The following is a 22,597-nucleotide window of genomic DNA, read 5'->3' on the forward strand; positions in this document are numbered from 1 at the left end:
TGGGGCGGGTTCCGCCGTCGGACACCGACCGGAGCTGCGCGCCCGGCCCGCGCACGCCCGGGCCCGCGGGACCCGGGCGCGCCCTGCGGCTACCGCGGCGACGGCACCGTGCCGAGCTTGGACGGCCACCAGATCTTCGGGCCGATGTCGTACGCCAGGGCCGGGATCAGCAGCGAGCGCACCAGGATGGTGTCCAGCAGCACGCCGAAGGCCACGATGAACGCGATCTGCGCCAGGAACAGGATCGGGATCACGCCCAGCGCGGCGAACGTCGCCGCCAGGACCACGCCCGCCGAGGTGATGACGCCGCCCGTCACGCCGAGGCCGCGCAGGATGCCGGGTCGGGTGCCGATCCGGAGGGACTCCTCCCGGACCCGGGTCATGAGGAAGATGTTGTAGTCCACGCCCAGCGCCACGAGGAACACGAAGCCGAACAGCGGCACCGATGCGTCCGCCCCCTCGAACCCGAGGACGGTGTTGAACACCACCGCCGAGACACCGAGGGCCGTGGCATAGGAGAGCGCCACGCTGGCGACGAGGAGCACCGGCGCGAGCACGGAGCGGAGCAGGATGATCAGCACCACGAGGATGACCGCCAGGACGATCGGGATGATCTTGACGAGGTCGGCGAGCGCGGTGTCGTTCGTGTCGATCGCCACCGCCGTGACACCGCCGACCAGCGCGTCTCCTTCGCCGACGTCGTCGAGCGCGGTCCGCAGCTCGCGCACCACGTCCTCGGCCTGCTCGGAGTCGGCCTGGTACTCGAGCGTGCCGCTGATGAGGACCTGCCCGTCCTCGACGACGGCGGCGCCGCTCGGGTCCTCGGTCAGGGCGGCGTCGGAGATGCCCTCCTGCGCCGAGACGACCTCCAGCGCGGCCTCCTGGTCCGCCTCGGGGGCGACGACGTAGACGGGGCTCCCGGAGCCGGCGTCGAAGTGGCGGCCGAGGGCCTCCTGGCCGTCGACCGCGTTGGACGGCGTCAGGATCAGGGCGGACTGCGGGACGCCGTTGGCCTGCAGCTGGGTCAGCCCGAGGGCGCCCGCGACCAGGATCAGCAGCGACGCGATCCACAGCACGCGCGGGCGCCGGCCCACGAGCAGGGCCACGCGCCTCCAGAGGCCCTTCAGCCGTTCGAGGCCGGTCTCCGGCCCGGCACCGGTCGGCGCGGCGTGCCTGCCGTGGTGCGGGGCGACGACGGCGGCCGCCGCGGGGTTGTAGCGCGGGAGCAGGGGCCAGAAGGCGGCCCTGCCGAACAGGAGGAGGAACGCGGGGAGGAGCGTGAGCGCCGCGGCGAGCGAGAAGGCGATGCCGATGGCGGCGATCGGCCCGAGGCTGCGGTTCGAGTTGAGGTCCGAGAAGAGCAGGCACAGCAGGCCGAGGATCACGGTGGCACCGGAGGCGAGGATCGGCTCGAAGGACCCCCGGTAGGCCACGCGCATGGCCTCCCACTTCGTCTCCTGCTCCCCGAGCGCCTCCCTGAAGCGGGCGACGAGCAGCAGCGCGTAGTCCGTGGCCGCGCCGATCACGAGGATCGAGAGGATGCCCTGGCTCTGGCCGCTGAGCTGGATCACGTCGAGCTTCGCGAGGCCGAAGATCAGCAGGATCGACGTCGCCAGCGCGAACACCGAGGTCAGCAGGACCAGGAACGGCAGCACGATGGACCGGTAGACCACGAGGAGGATCACGAACACCGCGCCGAGCGCGACGGCGAGCAGGATGCCGTCGATCCCGCCGAAGGCGTCGACGAGGTCGTTGGTGAACCCGGCCGGACCGGTGACGTAACCGGTGACGCCGTCGGGCAGGTCGTCGTCCAGAATGGTGCGCAGCTCGCCGACCACCTCGGCGAGTTCCGCGTCGGAGGAGACGAAGGCGATGTACTGGACGGCGAAACCGTCCTCCGACGGGATGGGACCGGCGACCGCCGGCGCCCCCTCTGCCGGGGGTTCGAGCCCCTCGACCCCGCCGAGCGTCTCGCCGAGCTCGGCGTAGGCGCCGAGGTCCTGCGGTTCGATCACGGTGTCCGACTCGGCGACGATCACCGCGGGGATGGCATCCGAATCACTGAACCTCTGCTGCAGTTCCCCGGCTTCCGTCGACTCCGCGCTCGCGGGCAGGAAGGACGCCTGGTCGTTGCTCGAGACCTCCTCGAGCCGCCCGAAGGTGGGTCCGCCCACCGCCGCGCCGACCAGCCAGATCAGCACCACCACGACGGGCAGCAGCACCCTCAGCCATCTGTTCTTCATCGCACTCCACGCCTTCCTCGAAATTCTCTCTGCAACAGAGTATATCTATGGTGGAGATAGTGGAAGCGGCCTAAGCTGGATGGGACAGGAGGCGAGGATCCATGGCCACGAAGGACGAACTCATGGCGCTCATGCGGCAGTTCACCATCGAGACCGAGCGCTATGTGGAAGCCGCCAGTGAGCGCGACAGCCTGTACCGCACCGATCTCCACGCCCTGAGCATCATGATGGGCGCTGCCCAGGCCGGCCTCACCGTCACCCCCGGCCTGCTGCGCGAGGAGCTCAATCTGAGCTCGCCGGCCACCACGGCCCTGGTGGACCGCCTCGATTCCGCCGGCCATGTCACACGGCGGCGCAGCGAGGTGGACCGGCGGCAGGTGCACCTCCAGCTGACCGAGAAGGCCCGGAGCACCGGTGCGATGCTGTTCGCCCCGCTCGCCCGCCACCTCAACGGCGTCCTCGACCAGTACACGGAGGAGCAGCTGATGCTGCTGCGCGACATGATGCAGCGGATCACCGACGCCACGGTCGCCGCGAAGGACGACGCGCGGGACGGCGCCGGCTCGGCTCGGGGCCGGTCGGCCGGTTAGCCTTCCAGTCATGAATGACGAGATCTACTCCCACGGACACCACCCGAGCGTGACGGCCGCGCACGCGATGCGCACGGTGGCGTCGTCGGCCGCCTACCTGGAGCCGTTCCTCGAGAGCGGCATGGACCTGCTGGACATCGGGTGCGGGCCGGGCAGCATCACCGCCGGCTTCGCGGATCTCGTGGCCCCCGGCTCCGTGACCGGCATCGACCGGTCTGCCGACGTCGTCGTGCAGGCATCCGCCACCCACGCGGACGTGGCCAACGTGGAGTTCCGCGAGGGCAACGTGTACGACCTCGACGTCCCCGACGAGTCGTTCGACGTCGTGCATGCGCACCAGGTGCTGCAACACCTCGCCGATCCGGTGGCCGCGCTCCGGGAGATGCGGCGCGTCGTGCGGCCGGGCGGCATCGTGGCTGCCCGCGAAGCCGACTTCGGTGCGATGACCTGGTACCCGGCGGTCGGCGAGCTCGACGAGTGGCGGGAGCTCTACGGGGAGCTGGCGCGCGGCAACGGCGGCGAGCCGGACGCCGGACGGCGCCTGCCGGGGTGGGCGGCCTCGGCCGGCTTCGCGGACGTCGAGGTGTCGTCGTCGAACTGGGTGTACGCCGCCATCGGGGACAGGCGTGCCCACGCGGAGTCGTGGGCCGAGCGCGTGCTGCATTCGGCCTTCGCGGAGCAGACCATCGAGCGGGGCCTCGCCGACGGGTGGACCCTGCAGCGCCTGGCCGAGGGGTGGCGCAGGTGGGGGCGCGCGGAGGACGGCGTGTTCCTCATGCCGAGCGTCGAAATTCTCGCCCGCGCCTGAGCCGACCGCCGATAGGCTGGCGGGATGTACCGCATCGTCACCGTCTGCACGGGCAACATCTGCCGCTCACCCATGGCGGAGCTCATGCTCGCGCACGCCTTCACACAGGCGGGACTGCAGCAGTACGTCGCCGTCGATTCCGCGGGGACCACCGACTGGGAGGCCGGCAAGCCCATCGACGAGCGGGCGGCGGCGAAGCTGGCGGAACTCGGCATCGAGAGCCACCTGCACCGTGCCCGACGCTTCGAGGCTGTCTGGTACCGCGAGCGGGACCTCATCCTCGCCCTGGACCTGGACCACTACCGCGAGCTGCGCCGCGACGCACCGGACGGCGACGCCCGGGACCGGATCCACCTCCTGCGCGAGTTCGATCCGTCGACGACGGACGCCGACCTCGAGGATCTCGGGATCTACGACCCCTGGTACGGCGACGCCAGCGACTTCGAAGCCACCTGGCGGATGGTCCACGGCGCGGTGGAGGGCGTCGTCCGGTTCGTGCGCCACGAACTCGACGCCTGACGGTCCCGCGGCCCGACCGTCGATGCGTACCATGAACGGGTGAATCCCTCCCTCTGGCTGGCGCTGCTCGGCGCCGGGACCCTGATCAGCTTCGTGCCCGGGGCGGGCGCGGTGAACACCATGAGCAACGCGCTGACGGTCGGTTTCCGCCGTTCCATCTGGGGGATCCTCGGCCAGCAGGCAGCCCTCCTCGTGCACATCGGCGTCGCCGCGGCGGGCGTGGGGCTGCTCGTGACCAACTCGCCGCTGGCATTCAACCTCATCCGGTACACCGGCGCCGCGTACCTGGTCTACCTGGGCGTGCGGAAGTTCCTGCAGAAGCCCGAGCACGGCGAGGTCCGCGCCCGGCAGGTCACCGAGGGCGCGCTCTCGATGGTCCGCCGCGGCCTCTGGGTGAACCTGCTCAACCCGAAGGCCATCGTGTTCTTCCTCGCCCTGATCCCCCAGTTCATCCGCCCGGACCGCCCGCTGCTCGGCCAGTACGCCGTCCTGGCCGCGACCGTCGTCGTGATCGACGTGCTCGTCATGTGGTTCTTCTACGCCGGCGCCGCCCGCTCGTTCCGGCGCTTCACGCAGGACGACCGCGGGCAGGTCGTCCTCAACCGCACCTTCGGCTCGCTCTTCGTGGGCGTCGGCGCCCTCCTCGCCGTGGCCTGACCCGTGCCCTCCGACGCACCCCTGCTCATCGCCGTCGACGGACGGTCCGGGGCGGGCAAGACCACCCTCGCCGTCGAGCTCGCCGCCCTCCTCCGGGAGCACCACAGCGTCAGCCTCTTCCACCTCGAGGACGTCTATCCGGGCTGGGACGGGCTCGACGACGGCATCGGCCGCTACGTCGAGGGCGTCCTGCTCCCCCTGCGGGCCGGGCGTCCGGCGCACTGGAACGCCTGGGACTGGGACCGCGGACAGGACGGCGCAGCACGGACCACGGCGGCGGCCGAGATCGTGCTCCTCGAGGGCGTGGGGGCGGCGGCGGCCGCGGCGCGGCCCCACCTCGACGCGGTGATCTGGATCGAGGCCGACGCCGGGATCCGGCACCGGACCGCGATCGAGCGCGACGGCGAGGCGTACGCGCCCTTCTGGCAGCGCTGGGCGGACCAGGAGGACGCCTGGCTGGCGGGTGACGACCCCGGCGCCGCCGCCGACGTCGTCGTGCAGGGCCACCGCGGGCCCCCGTCACCGCAGGCCGTCCGCCTGGCACTCACGGGGCTGCCGGCGTGCGCGGTCCTGCTCGCGCCGGAGCGTGCGGGCCGGCGCGGGCTCCGGCTGGACTGCGAGCGCATCGCCGCGACGCCGGACACCGCGGCGCTGTTCTCCACCCTGTACGGGGCGTCCCCCGCCGCGGTCTGGCTGGACAGTTCCGACGCCGGGACCACGGCGCCCCGGCCGGAGGGGCGCAACCGCTTCAGCATCCTGGCGGACGCGTCCGGCGCCTTCGGGCAGCAGGCCCTGCACCGGGACGGCACTACGGAGATCACGGCGGGCGCGGTCACCACGCGCGTCCGCGAGCCCTTCTTCCGCTGGCTCGACGACGTCTGGGGCCGCCGGGCCATCCGCACCCCGGAGGGTTTCGCCTGCGGGTTCGGCCTGGGGTGGCTGGGCTACCTCGGTTATGAGCTCAAGCGGGAGACGGGCGGCGCGTCCGTGCCGACGCCGGCCGAAGCCCTCCCTGACGCCGCCCTGATCTTCGCCGGCCGCGCCGTCGTCGTGGACCACGCCGAGGAGTCCGTCTTCCTGCTCACGCTCACCGACGGGCGGCGCGATCCGGACCGCGAGGCCTGGCTGGCGGGGGCCCGCCGCGCCGTCGCGGCCCCGGGCCCCGTCCCGCCGTCCACCCCGCCCCCGGCGCCCCGGTTCGCGGCCCGGGATTCCCGCGAGGAGTACCTCGCGAAGACCCGGCGCGCGCAGGCCGAGATCGCCGACGGCACCACGTACGAGGTCTGCCTGACGACGTCGCTCTCGGCCCGCGTGGAGCGCCTCGATCCGCTGGCGACGTATCTCGGCCTGCGCGCCGCGAGTCCGGCACCCTTCGCGCACTACCTCCGCTTCCCCGGCTTCGCCGTGGCCAGCACCTCCCCCGAACGGTTCCTGAAGCTCACGCAGGACGGCGTCATGCGGGCGGAGCCGATCAAGGGCACGCGCGGGCGGTCGGCGGACCCGGCGGAGGACGCCGCCCTGCTCGAGGACCTCCGGAGCTCCGGGAAGGACCGCGCGGAGAACATCATGATCGTGGACCTGCTCCGCAACGACCTCTCGCACCACGCGGTGCCGGGCTCGGTCACCGTCAGCCGGTTGTGCGACATCGAGTCCTACGCCACCGTGCACCAGATGGTGAGCAGCATCGACGCCCGCCTGCGGCCGGGCAGCGCGCGCGCAGGGGTGATCGGGTCCGCCTTCCCGGCCGGTTCGATGACGGGCGCGCCGAAGATCAGCACCATGGCCATCCTCGACCGCCTGGAGCGGAGTCCGCGGGGTCCCTACTCGGGCGCCGCCGGGTACTTCAGCCTGACCGGCGCCGCGGATCTCGCCGTCGTCATCCGCACCCTCGTGCTGGCGGACGACGGCGACGCCACGCACCTCACGCTGGGCGTCGGCGGGGCGATCACCGCCGACTCGGACCCGGCCGAGGAGTGGGCCGAGGTGCGGACGAAGACGCGCGGGGTGCTGTCCGCCCTGGGGTCCTGCTTCCCTGGCGACCGCCCTGCCGACGTCGCGCCGGCTTCCCTGCCGACGGCGAATGACCCGGTAGCCTAGCCGGGCGTCCGCCCTCGGACGCGATCATCGGAGGGGGATCCAGTGCCGGGTCGGACAGTCGTCGTCATCGTCCTGGGTCTCGCGGCGTGTGTCGCGTACGCCGTCGTCGGAACCCTGCAGATCCTCGTCTGGAATCCGCTGGCCGCCGTCCCGGGACTCGACCTCCCCGAGATCTACCGGCAGATGCGGGAAGCACGGGAGCCCATGGCCGTGAACCTCGTGGTGATCTGGGGCGTCATCGGCGTCGCGCTGGGCCTGGCGGTGGGTCTTCTCGCCACCCTGCGGCGGTGGAGTGTGCTCCGGATCGCGGCCCTGTACCTCTGCGTCATCACTCTCGGGGCGCCGTCGCACGTCCTCGCCTCGTTCAACCCGGGCATGAGCCTCGCCGACGCCTTCGCGATCGGCGGCGGTGACTACACGATCTGGGGGGCGGTGCTCTACGGCGTCAGTGCGGTCGCCCTCCTCGCCCTGATCGTCCTCCTGCGCGGCGCACGGCCGGCGTCCGCTGCGCCGAGAGGGGACACCTGACCGGCGGGAGGTCTGTCCGGCGGCCGTTCGCGCCCTCCCGACACGGCCCGACCCTGGCGCCCGGTACGGCGGGTAGCGCTAGGGTCGGAGCATGACGGCCCTCCACCCCACGACCCTGCGCGGGCGGCACGTCATCCTCGAACCCCTCGCCCCCGACCACCACGACGGGCTCGTCGCCGCCGCCCGCGACGGCGACCTGTGGACCCTCTGGTACACCTCGGTGCCCGCGCCGGAGGGGATGCGCCGGGAGATCGACCGCCGGCTGGCCCTCCAGGAGAGCGGGTCGATGCTCCCGTTCACCGCGCGGCTCGTCGATCCCGGGACCGGGGGGCCCGGGCCGGTCATCGGGATGACCACCTACATGAACATCGACCAGGCCACCCCGCGGGTGGAGATCGGGTCCACGTGGAACGCCGCCTCCGCGCAGCGCACCGGCACCAACACGGAGTCCAAGTACCTGCTGCTGCGGCATGCCTTCGAAGAGTTCGGCTGCCCGGCGGTCGAGTTCCGGACGCACTGGATCAACCACCAGTCGCGGGCCGCGATCGAGCGACTCGGGGCGAAGCAGGACGGCGTGCTCCGCAGCCACAGCCGCACGCGGGACGGCGAACTGCGCGACACCGTGGCCTACTCCGTCCTGGCGCACGAATGGCCGATGGTGCGCGACAACCTCCTGTACCGGATGGCACGGCACGCCTGAGTACCGGCGCGGCGCGGTCCCGCCGGGCGAGAGTGCCGAACCCTCCTCCCGGGCGGATGTCAACCGGATCCTGCGGGTACCGCGACTCCTCCGGGAGGTGGACGATGAACAGGTCAGACCGCGGCAGCCCACGGCAGGCCGCGGACCGGTTCGACTGAAAGAGGACTCTATGGCGGACACTGGTGGAATGGCTGACAAGGCCAAAGACTATGCACAGGACAATCCCGAGAAGGTCGACCAGGCCAAGGACAAGGCCAAGGACACCCTCGACGGTAAGGACGACGGTCAGAAGTAACTGACCCCTACCGGAGGCCGGGCCGCGACCGTACGGCCCGGCCTTCTCCCTGCCGAAGCCTCCCCCGCCCGGCCGGTGCACCGGATCGCGACGCAATAGTGTCCAGGATCCCTTGACCCGCCATTTGTTACCGTTCACAATTGCCGCAGGGCTCCCCGCCCCTGCAGCAACGACGGTGCAGATACGCCTTGCTGTGGTTCCGATTCCCAGGAGGCAGCAGTGTTGAGAAAATCCTTCGTGGCGGTCATCGCCGCCACAACCCTCGCCCTCACGTCCTGCGGCGGTCAGTCCGATGCCGGCGGAGAGGGTGGTTCCGATGACGCGATCACCATGGGCTTCGCCCAGGTCGGCGCCGAGAGCGGCTGGCGTACCGCCAACACCACGTCGATCCAGGAAGCCGCGGAAGCGGCGGGTGTCGACCTGAAGTTCTCGGACGCACAGCAGAAGCAGGAGAACCAGATCAAGGCGATCCGGTCCTACATCCAGCAGCAGGTGGACGTCATCGCCTTCTCCCCGGTGGTGGAATCGGGGTGGGACACCGTGCTGAAGGAAGCCAAGGACGCGGGCATCCCCGTCATCCTCACCGACCGGGCCGTCGATTCCACCGACACCACGCTCTACAGGACCTTCCTCGGCTCGGATTTCGTGGAGGAGGGCAAGAAGGCCGGGGAATGGCTCGTCGAGGACTCGGCCTCGACCGAGGGCCCGGTGAACATCGTGGAACTGCAGGGCACCACGGGTGCGGCTCCGGCCATCGACCGGAAGGAAGGGTTCGAGGCGGCCATCGCCGCCGATCCCGACCTCGAGATCGTCCAGTCGCAGACCGGCGACTTCACCCGGAGCGGCGGCAAGCAGGTGATGGAGGCGTTCCTGAAGAACACCCCCGACATCGATGTGGTCTACGCCCACAACGACGACATGGGGCTCGGCGCCATCGAGGCCATCGAGGCCGCCGGGAAGGTGCCCGGCAAGGACATCAAGATCATCACCGTGGACGCCGTGAAGGACGGCATGACCGCTCTGGCCGACGGGAAGATCAACTTCATCGTCGAGTGCAACCCGCTCCTCGGCGATCAGCTCATGGACCTGGCGGCCAAGGTGGTCGCCGGCGAGGAGGTTCCGGCCCGGGTGGTGACCGAGGAGACCACCTTCACGCCCGAGCAGGCCAAGGAAGTCCTCGCGAGCCGCGAGTACTAGGAACCGGACCCGGCCGCCTCGCGAGGCGGCCGGGTCACCAGGAGTGAGGGATGCGGCGGGCCGGGCCCGCCGCATCCGGACCATAGGAGGCAGGACATGGACGGGACCGTTCCCGTGGTGGACATGCAGGGTATCTCCATCGCCTTCCCGGGCGTGAAAGCGCTCGACGGCGTCGATTTCCGGCTGTTCCCGGGGGAGGTCCACGCCCTCCTGGGCGAGAACGGAGCCGGGAAATCCACCCTCATCAAGGCCCTGACGGGGGTCTACGCGGTGGACGACGGCACGATCACCGTCCTGGGGGCCCGGAAGAGCTTCGGCACGCCGGCCGAGGCGCAGGCCGCCGGGATCAGCACGGTGTACCAGGAGGTGAACCTCTGCCCCAACCTCTCCGTCGAGGAGAACATCCTGCTCGGCCGTGAACCGCGCAGGCGTGGCGCCATCCACTGGCGGGACGTCCGCCGGAAGGCGAAGGAGGTCCTCGACCAGCTGCAGCTGGGACACATCGATCCGCGGTCCGTCCTGTCCTCGCACTCCATCGCCATCCAGCAGCTCGTGGCCATCGCCCGCGCCATGCAGATCGAGGCCAGGGTGCTCATCCTCGACGAGCCGACCTCCAGCCTCGACGCCGACGAAGTGCAGCAGCTGTTCTCCGTCATCCGGACGCTGCGGGACCGGGGCGTCGCGATCCTGTTCGTGTCCCACTTCCTCGAGCAGGTGTACGAGATCTCGGACCGCATGACGGTCCTCCGCAACGGCCGGCTGGTGGGCGAATACCTGACGCCCGAGCTGCCCCGCATGGCCCTCATCTCCACGATGATCGGCAAGGAACTGGACGCCCTGGCCGAGCTCGGGGAAGCCGAGAGCCGACGCCGGCCGGACCGCACGGAGGAGACGCTGTTCCTGCAGGCGGAGGGGCTGGGCAGGAAGGGCTCGGTCCGGAAGGTGACCTTCACCGTCCATACCGGCGAGATCCTCGGCCTCGCCGGCCTGCTCGGGTCGGGCCGCACCGAGACGGCCAGGCTGCTGTTCGGTGCCGACAGGGCCGACCAGGGACAGCTGACCATCCGCGGCACGGGCCGCGCCCTCCGCAGCCCGCGGTCCGCCATCGACCGGGGCATCGCGTTCTCCTCCGAGAACCGCAAGGAGGAGGGACTGATCGGCGATCTCTCCGTCCGCGACAATCTGATCCTGGCGCTGCAGGCGGGCAAGGGCTGGTGGCGGCGCGTCCCCCGCGCCACCCAGGACGAGCTGGCGGATCGGTACATCAAGGCCCTCGACATCCGCCCGTCCAGCAAGGACACGCTCATCCGGGACCTCAGCGGCGGCAACCAGCAGAAAGTGCTGCTCGCGCGCTGGCTCATCACCCATCCGCGACTGCTCATCCTGGACGAACCGACCCGGGGCATCGACATCGGCGCCAAGACCCAGATCCAGAAACTCATCAGCAGCCTCGCGGCAGACGGAATGTCCGTCATCTTCATCTCGGCCGAGCTCGAGGAAGTGCTGCGCATCAGCGACCGGATCGCCGTCCTCAAGGACCGGCGGATGGTCGCCGACCTACCCAACGAGAGCATCACCATGGAAGACGTCATGACGGTCATCGCGGGAACGAACGCATGAGTGCGCTGCTGCGGCACCGCCTCACCTGGCCCGTGCTCGCCCTCGTCCTGCTGCTCCTGCTGAATCAGCTCTTCCGTGCGGACTTCCTCTCGGTCCGCGTCCAGGACGGCCACCTCTACGGCAGCCTGATCGACATCCTCCGCAACGGGGCACCCACCATCCTGATCGCCCTCGGCATGACGCTCGTCATCGCCTCACGGGGCATCGACCTGTCGGTGGGGGCGGTCGCGGCGATCGCCGGCGCCGTCTCCTGCATGTACATCTACAGCTCCCCCGACCCGGCGTCCCTGCAGACCGCCGCGACGGCAGTGGCGATCGCCGTCGTCGCGGGCCTCGCCCTCGGGGCGTGGAACGGTTTCCTGGTCTCGGCCATCGGGATCCAGCCGATCATCGCCACGCTCGTGCTCATGACCGCGGGCCGCGGACTGGCCCAGCTGGTCACCGACGGCCAGATCATCTCCGTGTCCAACGACTCCTACCAGGCGATCGGGGCCGGGTACTTCCTGGGCCTGCCCATCTCGATCCTCATCGCGGCGGCCGCCTTCGGCATCACCGGCCTGCTGACGCGCCGGACGGCCCTCGGCACGCTCATCGAGTCGGTGGGCATCAATCCGGTGGCGAGCAGGCTCGCCGGGCTCGACGCGCGCACCATCACCTGGACCGTCTACGTCTTCAGCGGGCTGTGCGCGGCGGTCGCCGGCCTCATGATCAGCTCGAACGTCACGGCGGCGGACGCCAACAACGCCGGCCTGTACATCGAGATGGACGCCATCCTCGCCGTCGTCATCGGCGGCACCTCGCTGGCCGGTGGCCGGTACAGCCTGGTCGGCACCCTCGTCGGAGCGCTGATCATCCAGACCCTCACCACCACCGTCTACACGCTGGGCGTCCCGCCCGAAGCCACCCTGGTCTTCAAGGCGCTCGTCGTGATCATCGTGTGCCTCCTGCAGTCCAGCAGGGCACGCACCCTCCTCAGCCGGCGACGGCGGCCCGTGACCGAACCGTCCCGACCGAAGGTGGCCGCCTGATGTCCGTCCTCACCCGCACCCCGGCACCACTCGACCGCCCCCGCATGAGCCCGCTGCGGGGCAAGGCGCGGTACGCTCCCACCCTCGCGACGCTGGGCCTGTTCCTCGCCATGTTCGCCGCCGGCGCGGTCATGTACCCGGGGTTCCTGTCCGGGCAGGTCTTCCTCAACCTCCTGATCGACAACACGTTCCTGATCGTCCTCGCCGTCGGCATGACGTTCGTGATCCTCACCGGGGGCATCGACCTCTCCGTCGGGTCCGTCGTCGCGCTGTCCATGATGATCGCCGCCGCCCTCCTGCAGGCCGGGTGGAACCCCGCCGCGGTGATCGTCCTCGTCCTCCTGACCGGTGCCACCTTCGGCCTGCTCATGGGGCTCGTGATCCAGGTCTTCGAGATCCAGCCCTTCATCGTCACCCTTGCGGGCCTGTTCCTGGCGCGCGGTCTCTGCTATGTCATCAGTGTCGATTCCATCACCGTGACGGACCCCTTCTTCACGTCCATGGCGCAGGCGAGGATCCCGCTGGTGGGCAGGCTGTTCGTCTCCCCCGGTGTCGTGATCGCCCTCCTCGTGGTCGCCGTCGCGTTCTACGTGCTGCACCAGACGCGGTTCGGACGGACCGTGTACGCGATCGGCGGTGGCGAGTCCTCGGCGCTGCTCATGGGTCTCGCCGTCCCGCGCACCAAGGTCCTGGTGTACGGGATCAGCGGACTGTGCTCCTCGATCGCCGGGATCCTCTTCTCGTTCTACAGCCTCTCCGGGTACAGCCTGGCGGCCACCGGGCTGGAACTCGACGCCATCGCGGCGGTCGTGGTGGGCGGGACCCTGCTGACCGGAGGGTACGGCTATGTGCTCGGCTCCCTGACGGGGGTGCTCGTGCTCGGGATCGTCCAGACCTTCATCTCCTACGAGGGCACGCTGAGCTCCTGGTGGACGCGCATCGTGATCGGCGCCCTGCTCCTCGTCTTCATCCTGCTGCAGAAACTCTTCACCCGGAAGGTCAGACTCACCTGAGGCCGCGGGGTCCCGGCGGCTACGCTGTGGCCCATGACTGTTCTCGTGTTCCTGGACCCGGCCCATGACGACGGCAGGGTGGTCGACGCGTCCCGGCCGCAGCTGATGGCCACCGACCTCGGCGCCACCCGCGGGGACGGCCTCTTCGAATCCCTGCTCGCCGTCGACGGAGCCCCCCGCAAGGAGCAGGCGCACCTGGCCCGCCTCGCGTCGTCGGCCGCCGCCCTGGACCTCACCGTGCCGGACGCCGAGGCCTGGAGCCGCGCGATCCGCACGGGCCTGCGCGAGTTCGCGGCGGCGGAACCGGACCAGGGTCACGCCGTCGTGAAGCTGATCGCCACCCGCGGGGTGGAGGGCGCCGGGCAGGCCACGGCCTGGGTGCAGGTGGCCCGCGTGCCGGAGGCCACCCTCCGGCAGCGCGAGACGGGCCTGAGGGTCCTCTTCCTCGAGCGCGGGTACGACAGCACCGTCGCCCAGCGCGCGCCCTGGCTGCTCATGGGCGCGAAGACCCTCTCCTACGCCGTGAACATGGCCGCCGTCCGGTACGCGAAGGCGCACGGGGCCGACGACGTCATCTTCACCTCCTCCGACGGCAAGGTCCTGGAAGGCCCGACGTCGACGGTGCTCCTCGCCCACGAGCGCGACGGCCGGAAGACCCTCCTCACGCCGCAACTCGAGAGCGGGATCCTCCCGGGAACCTCGCAGAGCGCGCTGTTCGCCGCGGCGAAGGAGCAGGGGTGGGAGCTCGGCTACGGGCCGCTGGAACCGCGCGACCTCCTCGAGGCCGACGCCGTGTGGCTGATCTCGAGCATCCGGCTCCTCGCGCCGGTGCTCTCGCTGGACGGCCAGGAGCTGCGCACCTCGACCGCCCTGACGGCCGAACTCACCGATCTCGTGGACCGCTTCGTGTAATCTCCGCCACAAAAGGGCGCCCTGAGGCCCTTCTGCTACGTCAAGTGTCGGTTTCCGGCACGTCCCGTTTTGACCCGATGCTCCGTGCTGCCCTAGCGTTTTGCCTGCAATCAAGAGTTCCAGCCCTCGGCCCTGGCCGGCTGGACAGCAACCCTCTCCCGTAGTGGGGTGCTCCAGGTGAAGATTCGGCCGCCGGGACAAGTCCCCCGGTTGGCAAGTACGGCGTCGTGCGGCCTGTCCCGGACCATTCCCCGGTGACGGCACCCGCACCCTCGCACAGCCCAGAACAGTGAGCGTGTCACCCAGCAGCCTGTCCCCCGTCGCCGTGATCCGGCGTCCCCCGCACCATCCCCCGTTCCCCGCGCCCCCATCCGGGCCGGCACTTCGAAGGACACCATGAACATCTCCCGCAAGGTCCTGGCGGCATTCGCCGTCCCCTTCCTCGCCCTGACCGTCTCCTGCGGCAGCGGCAGCAGCGAGCCCACCGAGACCACCGACGCCCTGGCCGGCAGCGACCAGCAGTCGCTCGACCAGTACACGACCGACACCACGACGCCGATCGACGAGATCGACGTCTCGGAGCTCGGCCTCGTCACCGACGGCACGCTGCGCGTCGGCACGCTCTCCGACGCCCCGCCGAACATCTTCCTCGAGGACGGCGTCTTCACCGGCTACGACAACGAGCTGCTGCGGGCCATCGGCGACAAGCTGGGCCTCGAGGTCGAGTTCGCGTCCACCGACTTCTCCGCGCTCCTCGCCCAGGTGCAGAACAAGCAGTTCGACGTCGGATCCTCCTCGATCTCCACCACCGCGGAGCGCCGCGAGAACGTGGGCTTCACCAACGGCTACGACTTCGGCTACATGGCCGTGGTCACGAAGAACGGCTCCTCCGTCACGGGCTTCGACTCCCTCTCGGAGAGCACCCGCATCGGCGTGGTCCAGGGCACCGTCCAGGACGACTACGTCTCCAACACCCTCGGCCTCGAGCCGGTGCGCTTCCCCGACTACAACACCGTGTACGCGAACGTGAAGAACGGGCAGGTGGACGCCTGGGTGGCCCCGTCGCAGCAGGCCACCGGCCAGGTGAAGGACGGCGACGACACCACGATCGCCGAGACCATCATCAACACCGAGAACTTCACCGCGTACGCCGTGAACAGCGACAACCAGCCGCTCATCGACGCCCTCAACGCGGGCCTGGACGCCGTCGTCGCCGACGGCACGTGGACCGAGCTCACCGAGGAGTGGTACCCGGACCGCGAGATGCCCTCCGACTGGAAGCCCGGCAGCAAAGCCGTGGAAGTAAAGTAGCGGTCCCTGCATGGATGCCCTCGAACAGCTCGGGAAGACCTTCTTCGACTGGGAGGCGATGGCGGCGGTCCTGCCGGACCTGCTGACCGTCGGACTGCCGAACACGCTCATGCTCGCCCTGGCGTCGGGGATCATCGGGACGATCGTCGGCATGATCCTCGCCGTCATGGGGATCTCACGCAACCGCGTGCTGCGGTGGATCGCCCGCATCTACACGGACATCTTCCGCGGGCTGCCCGCCGTCGTGATCATCCTGCTCATCGGACTCGGGCTCGGACCGATCCTCCGGGAGATCACGGGCAGCACGAGCCCGTACCCGCTGGGCATCCTCGCCCTCTCGCTGATCGCCTCGGCGTACATCGGTGAGATCTTCCGCTCCGGGATCCAGAGCGTGGAGAAGGGACAGCTGGAGGCGTCGCGGGCCCTCGGCTTCAGCTACGGCTCGTCGATGCAGCTCGTCGTGATCCCCCAGGGCGTGCGGCGCGTGCTGCCGGCCCTGGTGAACCAGTTCATCTCGCTCATCAAGGAGTCCTCGCTCATCTACTTCATCGGCCTCGTCGCCAGTGAGCGCGAGCTCTTCCGGGTGGGCAACGACGCCGCGAGCAACACCGGCAACCTGTCACCGCTCATCGCGGCCGGCGTGCTCTACCTGTGCCTGACCATCCCGCTCACGCACCTGGTCAACTTCATCGACAACCGGCTCCGCGTGGGCAAGAAGCAGAAGCCCGAACCGGACGAACTGGCCGCGAAGATCGGTGAAGGAGCGAAGGCATGAAGACGATCGAATCAGGGACCCTGACGGGGAGGAACCTGCACCTGTCCTTCGGCTCCAACCATGTGCTGCGCGGGATCGACCTGCACGTGGAGCGGGGCACGACGGCGTCCGTCATCGGCCCCTCCGGGTCCGGCAAGTCCACCCTCCTGCGCGTCCTGAACCGGCTCATCGAACCGGACCGGGGGGACATCCTGCTGGACGGCCGGTCCGTCCTGAAGGACAACCCGGACGAGCTGCGACGGCGCATCGGCATGGTGTTCCAGCAGTTCAACCTGTTCCCGCACAAGACCGTGCTGGACAACGTCTCCCTCGCGCTGCGCAAGCTCCGGAAGATGTCGGCGGACGAGGCCCGGAGCAAGGCCCTCGCGCAGCTGGACCTCGTGGGCCTGAAGCACAAGGCCGACGTCCGCCCCGGCAACCTCTCCGGCGGCCAGCAGCAGCGCGTCGCGATCGCCCGCGCGCTGGCCATGGACCCGGAGGTCATGTTCTTCGACGAGGCCACCTCCGCACTGGACCCCGAGCTGGTCAAGGGCGTCCTGGCACTCATGGCGGATCTCGCGACGGCGGGCATGACCATGGTCGTGGTCACCCACGAGATGGGCTTCTCCCGCAACGTCTCCGACACCGTGACGTTCATGGACGGCGGCGTCGTGGTGGAGTCCGGCCCCCCGGCCGCGATCTTCGACGACGCGCAGACGCCCCGCCTGAGGTCGTTCCTCTCGGACGTGCTCTAGGCGCCTCGTTCCACCTGATCGACCCGGCACCGGGGGTCCGCTCGAGCGGGCCCCCGGTGCCGTCTCCGGGGACTTCCGGCCCGGACGGCACCGTGCGACGGCGTGTCCTCGCCCGACACGCGCCGGCAGCCGCCGAAGCCCCCGCATCCGGTACGCGACCGGGACCGGATGGTCAGGACAGGATGAAGTTCCAGGTCCCGGCCAGGACGGCCGCCGTCGTCGCCCCCACCGCGATGACGAGCCCGACGCCGGCCACCCCGACGTCGAGCGCCGTGTACGTGCTCGTCCTGGCCCAGGTGCGCGCCCCGCCGCCGAAACCGCGCGCCTCCATGGCCGTGGCGAGCCGGGTGGCGCGCCGGATGGCCTGCACGATCAGGCCGAACGACTGCCCCAGCAGATTCCGGGCCCGGGCGACGAGCGAGCCGTCCGACCCGATCCCGCGGGCGTGCCGGGCGAGCCCGAGCATCTCCCACTGCTCCACCAGCAGGCCCACGAGCCGCAGCGACGCCAGCGCCCCGAGGACGAAGCGGTGCGGGAGGTGGAGCTTCTGTGCCAGGGCGTCCGCCAGGTCGGTGGGGTCCGTGGTGAGCAGGATGAAGATCCCCGGCAGGGCGAGCGCCAGTCCGCGCAGCCCGACGGCGATCCCGGCGGCCACGGAGCCCTCGGTGAACAGGAACGGCCCGACGTCGAGCAGCACGCCGCCCGTCTTCTCGGCGAGCAGCGCCGTCCCGTAGGCCCCGAGCAGGGCGGCCACCAGCAGGGGCCAGATCCGCCGCGCGAGCCCCACCACGCTGATGCCCAGCAGCGGCATGAGGGCGAGCTCGCAGCCGAGCACCACCGCGGCGCTGACCCAGTCGATGCTGGCCATGAGCGCGAGGGTGATGACCACGGCGGCGAACAGTTTGGACACCGGGTTGGCCCGCAGGAGGGTCCGTCCGGTGAGGACCGGCGTCAGGTGCTCGCCGCTCACCGTGCCACCAGCTGCCCTGCCCCGCCGGAGACGTGCAGGGTCGCGCCTCCCAGGGCCGCGATGAAATCGGCGTCGTGCGTGACGGAGACGACGGCGACACCGTCGTCGATCAGTTCCCGCAGGAGGGTCACGAGTTCGGCCCAGGTGAGGGCGTCCTGGCCGAACGTGGGTTCGTCGAGGATCAGGATGCGCGGCGCGGTGGCGAGCATCGTCGCCACGGACAGGCGCCGCTTCTCCCCGCCGGACAGCGTGAACGGGTTGGCTCCCAGCAGGTGGGTGAGCCGCAGGCGTTCCGCGATCTCCCCGGTGCGCCGCGGATCCGGGGATCCGCCGACCCTCCGCGGCCCGAACGCGAGCTCCTCCCCCACGCTCGGGGTGAGGAACTGGTGCTCGGGCTCCTGGAAGACGGTGCCGATGCGCTGCACGAGCTGCGCCGAGCGCCAGCGGAACGGGTCGGCCCCCGCAGCGCCGGCGAGCTCCGGTGACGCCTCGAGCCGTCCCGCGCGCGGGCGCAGCAAACCGCCGAGCGTGAGGGCGGCCGTGGACTTCCCGGCGCCGTTGGGCCCGGTGATGCTCAGCGCCTGCCCGGCGCGGACGTCCAGCCCGAGGTGCCCGACGGCGGCCGGGCCCCGCTTCGTCCGGGCGACCGTCAGCGCCTGCGCGGACAGCAGCACCTCACCGCCACCGGCGGGCACGGGTCCGTCGACGGGCGGCTGCCGGCCCGGGACCCACACGCCCGCCTCCGCGAGCCGGGCGCGCGTGCCCTCCTGGACCAGGACCGTCCCCGGGGCGCCGTCGGCGAGGACGCCCCCGGCAGCGTCGAGCACGATCACGCGGTCCACGACGTCCGCCCAGACGGCGACGCGGTGCTCGACGACGACGAGGGTCGCGCCCGTGCGCTCGAGGACGCGGACGACGGCGTCGCGGACCTCCAGCACGCCGTCGGGGTCGAGGTTCGCGGTCGGCTCGTCGAGCAGGAGCAGCCCGGGCTCCATGGCGAGCACCGCGGCGAGGGCGAGGCGCTGCTTCTGGCCGCCCGAGAGCGCGCCGGTCGGGTGGTCGAGCGGGAGGTCGAGCCCGACGTCGTCGAGCGCACGGTGCACCCGCTGCCAGATCTCGTCCCGGGGTACGGCGAGGTTCTCGGCGGCGAAGGCCACCTCGTCGCCGACGCGCGCGAGGACCACCTGCGTCTCGGGGTCCTGCAGCACCAGGCCCGCGCGGCCGCGGGCGTCGGCGGGACGGACGCCGTCGAGCAGCAGCTCACCCTCCTGCTCACCCTCGTCCTGGCTGCCGAGCAGTCCCGCCAGGCCGTGCAGCACGGTGGACTTGCCCGCGCCGGACGCGCCGAGGAGCAGCACGCGCTCGCCGGACCGGATGTCGAGGTCGAGGTGGCGGGCGGCGAAGGCCTTCCGGCCGGCGTGACGCCAGCCCCATCCCCGGGCGCTGACGGAGGCAGCTCCCGGGGGCGGCGCCTGCGCTGGTGTCACACGTCCGCCGTGCGGCCGGCGGCGAAGGAGGACAGCACGCCCGTCCTCGCGAGTCCGCGCATGGCCAGCCAGGACAGCAGGCCCGCGATGACGACGCCGGAGACGGCGGCGAACACGGTGTACAGGAGCTTGAACTCGAAGCTCCAGAGCGCGTTGTAGAGGATGTTCTCGCTGATCGCGAGCGCGAGGCCTGCGCCGAGGCCGGCGAGGAGGGCGACCGGCAGGTTCCACTTCCGGTAGAGGAAGAGCAGGAACACGAGTTCCGCCCCCGCCCCCTGGATGGCCCCGGAGATGAGGACGCCGACGCCCCACTGGGTGCCGATCAGGGCCGAGACCGCTGCCGCGAGCACCTCGCAGTAGATCGCGGCGCCCGGTTTCCGGATGATCAGCCCGCCGAGCACGCCGGCGACGAGCCACCCGCCGGAGTACAGGCCGGCGAGCGGCGGGAAGCCGGCGGTGAGCAGGCTGATTCCCGAGTAGCCCGCGGACCAGACGAAGAACAGCACGCCGACGGCGACGCCGATGACCGAGGCCACCACGATGTCGACGACGCGCCACTGGCTGGTCCGGGGAGAGAGGCCCCTCAGGGCCGTTGATGATGCCATGCTGATTCCTCCTGGGTTGCAGGAGGGGAGGGCGCGCGGTCGTCGCGCACCCCGAGAACTCGACTCCCTTCGCCGGTACTAACCGGATCAGGTTCGAGGGTCTGCGGCATTCCGCACTCTCAGCGCCCGTCCCGGCAGCATGCTGCGGATCGGCGCTCCCCTGTCGTGTGTTGCTTGAGCGCTCCCGATCCTACACCTGCGGATCGGGATGCCGCCTGCCGGTCTTCGCGACTCCGCGAGCCGCACTCGCACCCCCAGAGCCCGACTAGGCTGGATGCAGGACTATTCGGATGAGAAGGAGAAACCATGACTGTGGTGTTCAAGCTGCTCGGTGTGGGAATGAGCGTCGGCGCGGGCTTCATCGGGACGAAGCTCGTCGACTTCCTGTGGGAGAAGATCACGGGCGACGCTCCGCCCAAGAGCACGGACGGACTGGAGAACTCGCTGCGCTCGGCCCTACTGTTCGCCATCATCTCGGGCGCGGTGAGCACCACTATCCAGGTGCTCACCAACCGCTCGACGCAGAAGGCGATCGCCCGGGCCGCGAAGACCGCCGACGTCACCTGAGCCGCACGGACCAGGGAAGGGGCGCTCTTCGGGGCGCCCCTTCCGCGTGCCGGTCAGGACTCCCCCTCGACGCCCAGCTCGGGCCTGACGGCCTGCAGGATGCGGTGGAGGTTCATGCCGATCGCGGCCGCCGAGCCGAAGGGGACCGTCTCGGTGGACGACTCGTAGGCTGCGGTCTCGAGCACCTTCAGGGTCCGCTCCGCGTCGTGGAGGTTCTCGTCGCTGCACTCCTCGACCGTCCACAGGTCCAGGACGTTGCCGACGGCGGTGAAGGCCTCCTGCAGGGGCGGGCGGACCGCCTCGGGGAGGGACTGCTCGGTCGCCGTCCCGTGGAGCCCGTCCTGCAGCATGTTGGTGATGTTCAGGGTGTGCGAGGCGACGATCTCCAGGACTTCGACGTGCCGGTAGTCGCGGCGCATGTCCCGCGGATGGAGGCGCCGCCGGACGTTGCCCTTCCTGCTCTCGTTCGCGTACTGGAGGGCGCTCCGGGCGTTCCGGACCGACGCCGTGAGGTCGTCGCGGCGTTCCCCCCACCGCGGGTCGTCCCCGGCCCAGTCCTCCTCGAGTGCCTCGCCCATCTCCTGGAGCTGGCGTGCCGCCGTCCGCCGGAGGCCGCTCATCTGGCCCACCGCGTCATTGAGGTGGAGCGGCGGCAGGATGAGCGCACTGACCGCGAGGCCCACGCCCACCCCCACGAGGGTCTGGACGAGGTAGCCCAGCGAATACCCCAGGTTCTCGTTGCCGATGACGAGCACGAACAGTCCGGCCGAGGCGATCCCCGACCCGCCGCCGGCCGTCCTCTTGAGCACCCCGCTGAGGAGGACGCCCACCCCGACGACGAACGCGATGGTGACCCAGTTCGGGTCCCCCGCCCACACCGCGACGAACGCGAGGAGGATCCCGATCGTGAGCCCGACGACGGTCTGCAGGCCGAGCTTGACGGTGCCAGCCACCGTCGGGTAGATCGCCAGCAGCGCACCCAGCGGCGCGTAGTACGGGTACTCGGCCGGCGTCCCGGGAATGGCCTGGGCGATGGTCCAGGCGAGCGCCGCGGCGAAGGCGGCCTTGACCGCCAGGAGGAGCTGCGGGGTGAGGACCGCGGCCCGCAGCCGCTCCCTGAGGTCGCCGTCGAAGCGGGCGGCGAGCACGCCGAGGCCCGGGTGGATCCTGATTGTGGGCATCCCGCAGTATGGCAGCCGAACCTTGGCGTCCGATCCGCGGCGGCGGGGGTGGCCCGCCCCTTCTCCCGGATGCGGGCACGTTGCATACTGGCGGCATGACCAACCTCACCACGCAGCAGATCCTCGACGCCGGCCTGGCCGACTGGCGCAAGCTCGCCCGGGCCCTGCACGCCCGCTTCGTGACCGGCGACTTCGCCACGGGCCTCGCCCTCGTCACGGCGATCGGTGACCTCGCGGAGCAGGCCGGCCACCACCCCGACGTCGTGCTGACCTACCCGCACGTCGACGTCACGCTCCTCAGCCACGACGCCTCCGGGGTGACGGAGCGTGACGTCGACCTCGCGCGCCGGATCAGCGCGATCGCGGCTGAACGCGGCATCCCGGCGGACCCGGCGGCGCCCGCCGTCGTCGAGCTCGCCCTCGACACCGCCGACGTCGCGGCCCTCGGCCCGTTCTGGGCCGCCCTGCTGACCGGGGACGCGACCGCGGTGGACGGCGACGACGTCGCGGACCCGGGCGGGCGCGTCCCGACCCTGTGGTTCCAGCACACCGACGCGCACGAGACGCCGCGTCAGCGCTTCCACCTCGACCTCTGGGTGCCGCACGATGCCGCGGAGGCCCGGATCGCCGCCGCCGTGGCCGCGGGCGGACGCGTGGTCGACGACACGCGGGCGCCGTCGTTCACGGTCCTGGCGGATGCCGAGGGCAATCGCGCCTGCGTCTGCACCAGCCTCGACCGCTGAACGGACCGCGGAGACGA

Annotated in this window: 22 protein-coding genes and 2 riboswitches; of the genes, 17 read left to right on the forward strand and 5 right to left on the reverse strand. The window is 70.9% G+C overall.

Translation table 11 applies throughout. The features are described 5' to 3' along the window. Positions 1–89: 89 nt before the first annotated feature. The gene (locus MWM45_RS15380; protein WP_247827190.1) at positions 90–2,243 is read right to left on the reverse strand and encodes an MMPL family transporter; all 2,154 of its coding nucleotides are present in this window, start codon (positions 2,241–2,243) and stop codon (positions 90–92) included. 101 nt (positions 2,244–2,344) lie between these two features. Between MWM45_RS15380 and MWM45_RS15385 the strand changes: the two genes are divergently transcribed. From MWM45_RS15385 to MWM45_RS15455, 15 genes are all read left to right on the forward strand, one after another. Then, the gene (locus MWM45_RS15385; RefSeq protein ID WP_247827191.1) at positions 2,345–2,833 is read left to right on the forward strand and encodes a MarR family winged helix-turn-helix transcriptional regulator; all 489 of its coding nucleotides are present in this window, start codon (positions 2,345–2,347) and stop codon (positions 2,831–2,833) included. 10 nt (positions 2,834–2,843) lie between these two features. After that, positions 2,844–3,641, forward strand: coding sequence for a methyltransferase domain-containing protein (locus MWM45_RS15390; RefSeq protein WP_247827192.1), 798 nt, complete (start codon positions 2,844–2,846; stop codon positions 3,639–3,641). A gap of 24 nt (positions 3,642–3,665) precedes the next feature. Beyond that, on the forward strand, positions 3,666–4,160 hold the full coding sequence (locus MWM45_RS15395; protein WP_043441648.1) for a low molecular weight protein-tyrosine-phosphatase: 495 nt from the start codon (positions 3,666–3,668) through the stop codon (positions 4,158–4,160). A gap of 39 nt (positions 4,161–4,199) precedes the next feature. Continuing rightward, the gene (locus MWM45_RS15400; protein WP_247827193.1) at positions 4,200–4,817 is read left to right on the forward strand and encodes a LysE family transporter; all 618 of its coding nucleotides are present in this window, start codon (positions 4,200–4,202) and stop codon (positions 4,815–4,817) included. A 3-nt stretch (positions 4,818–4,820) separates the two neighbouring features. Beyond that, positions 4,821–6,914: an aminodeoxychorismate synthase component I gene (pabB, locus tag MWM45_RS15405; protein ID WP_247827194.1), complete on the forward strand. Its 2,094-nt coding sequence runs from the start codon at positions 4,821–4,823 to the stop codon at positions 6,912–6,914. A 42-nt stretch (positions 6,915–6,956) separates the two neighbouring features. Continuing rightward, positions 6,957–7,442, forward strand: coding sequence for a hypothetical protein (locus MWM45_RS15410; RefSeq protein WP_247827195.1), 486 nt, complete (start codon positions 6,957–6,959; stop codon positions 7,440–7,442). Positions 7,443–7,533: 91 nt separating this feature from the next. Further along, positions 7,534–8,142: a GNAT family N-acetyltransferase gene (locus MWM45_RS15415; protein WP_247827196.1), complete on the forward strand. Its 609-nt coding sequence runs from the start codon at positions 7,534–7,536 to the stop codon at positions 8,140–8,142. A gap of 514 nt (positions 8,143–8,656) precedes the next feature. Continuing rightward, positions 8,657–9,634, forward strand: a complete 978-nt coding sequence (locus MWM45_RS15420; RefSeq protein ID WP_247827197.1) for an ABC transporter substrate-binding protein — start codon at positions 8,657–8,659, stop codon at positions 9,632–9,634. Between the two features lie 96 nt (positions 9,635–9,730). Next, a complete protein-coding gene (locus MWM45_RS15425; RefSeq protein WP_247827198.1) occupies positions 9,731–11,254 on the forward strand; it encodes a sugar ABC transporter ATP-binding protein in 1,524 nt (507 codons plus the stop codon). Then, entirely contained in the window at positions 11,251–12,282 is a 1,032-nt protein-coding gene (locus MWM45_RS15430) for an ABC transporter permease (RefSeq protein WP_043441638.1), read from the forward strand. The genes MWM45_RS15425 and MWM45_RS15430 overlap by 4 nt, the downstream gene beginning before the upstream one ends. After that, positions 12,282–13,295: a galactofuranose ABC transporter, permease protein YjfF gene (gene yjfF, locus MWM45_RS15435; protein WP_247827199.1), complete on the forward strand. Its 1,014-nt coding sequence runs from the start codon at positions 12,282–12,284 to the stop codon at positions 13,293–13,295. The genes MWM45_RS15430 and yjfF overlap by 1 nt, the downstream gene beginning before the upstream one ends. 33 nt (positions 13,296–13,328) lie before the next feature. Then, the gene (locus MWM45_RS15440; RefSeq protein WP_247827200.1) at positions 13,329–14,207 is read left to right on the forward strand and encodes an aminodeoxychorismate lyase; all 879 of its coding nucleotides are present in this window, start codon (positions 13,329–13,331) and stop codon (positions 14,205–14,207) included. 108 nt (positions 14,208–14,315) lie between these two features. Further along, a riboswitch (SAM riboswitch) is annotated at positions 14,316–14,433 on the forward strand. A 170-nt stretch (positions 14,434–14,603) separates the two neighbouring features. After that, on the forward strand, positions 14,604–15,518 hold the full coding sequence (locus tag MWM45_RS15445) for an ABC transporter substrate-binding protein (RefSeq protein WP_247827201.1): 915 nt from the start codon (positions 14,604–14,606) through the stop codon (positions 15,516–15,518). 10 nt (positions 15,519–15,528) lie between these two features. Further along, on the forward strand, positions 15,529–16,293 hold the full coding sequence (locus tag MWM45_RS15450; protein WP_043441633.1) for an amino acid ABC transporter permease: 765 nt from the start codon (positions 15,529–15,531) through the stop codon (positions 16,291–16,293). Next, positions 16,290–17,027, forward strand: a complete 738-nt coding sequence (locus tag MWM45_RS15455) for an amino acid ABC transporter ATP-binding protein (protein ID WP_247827202.1) — start codon at positions 16,290–16,292, stop codon at positions 17,025–17,027. Before MWM45_RS15450 ends, MWM45_RS15455 begins: the two co-directional genes overlap by 4 nt. A 172-nt stretch (positions 17,028–17,199) precedes the next feature. Here the strand turns inward: MWM45_RS15455 and MWM45_RS15460 are convergent, their stop codons facing one another. The 3 genes from MWM45_RS15460 to MWM45_RS15470 are packed head-to-tail and all read right to left on the reverse strand — an operon-like array spanning position 17,200 to position 20,089. Next, complete coding sequence (locus MWM45_RS15460) at positions 17,200–17,997, reverse strand: energy-coupling factor transporter transmembrane component T family protein (RefSeq protein WP_247827203.1); 798 nt, start codon at positions 17,995–17,997, stop codon at positions 17,200–17,202. Continuing rightward, a complete protein-coding gene (locus MWM45_RS15465) occupies positions 17,994–19,484 on the reverse strand; it encodes an ABC transporter ATP-binding protein (protein ID WP_247827204.1) in 1,491 nt (496 codons plus the stop codon). Before MWM45_RS15465 ends, MWM45_RS15460 begins: the two co-directional genes overlap by 4 nt. After that, entirely contained in the window at positions 19,481–20,089 is a 609-nt protein-coding gene (locus MWM45_RS15470; RefSeq protein ID WP_247827205.1) for an ECF transporter S component, read from the reverse strand. The genes MWM45_RS15465 and MWM45_RS15470 overlap by 4 nt, the downstream gene beginning before the upstream one ends. A gap of 47 nt (positions 20,090–20,136) precedes the next feature. Then, positions 20,137–20,261, reverse strand: a riboswitch (TPP riboswitch). 134 nt (positions 20,262–20,395) lie between these two features. Here MWM45_RS15470 and MWM45_RS15475 point away from each other — a divergent pair. Continuing rightward, a complete protein-coding gene (locus MWM45_RS15475) occupies positions 20,396–20,656 on the forward strand; it encodes a DUF4235 domain-containing protein (RefSeq protein WP_247827206.1) in 261 nt (86 codons plus the stop codon). Between the two features lie 53 nt (positions 20,657–20,709). On the opposite strand, the gene MWM45_RS15480 is transcribed toward MWM45_RS15475, so the two are convergent. Then, a complete protein-coding gene (locus MWM45_RS15480; RefSeq protein ID WP_247827207.1) occupies positions 20,710–21,837 on the reverse strand; it encodes an FUSC family protein in 1,128 nt (375 codons plus the stop codon). 95 nt (positions 21,838–21,932) lie between these two features. On the opposite strand from MWM45_RS15480, the gene MWM45_RS15485 reads away from it, so the two are divergent. Beyond that, entirely contained in the window at positions 21,933–22,580 is a 648-nt protein-coding gene (locus MWM45_RS15485) for a 4a-hydroxytetrahydrobiopterin dehydratase (protein WP_247827208.1), read from the forward strand. The last annotated feature ends 17 nt before the right edge of the window (positions 22,581–22,597 follow it).

The sequence above is a fragment of the Arthrobacter antioxidans genome (genome assembly GCF_023100725.1).
In the GTDB taxonomy this organism is placed as follows: domain Bacteria; phylum Actinomycetota; class Actinomycetes; order Actinomycetales; family Micrococcaceae; genus Arthrobacter_D; species Arthrobacter_D antioxidans.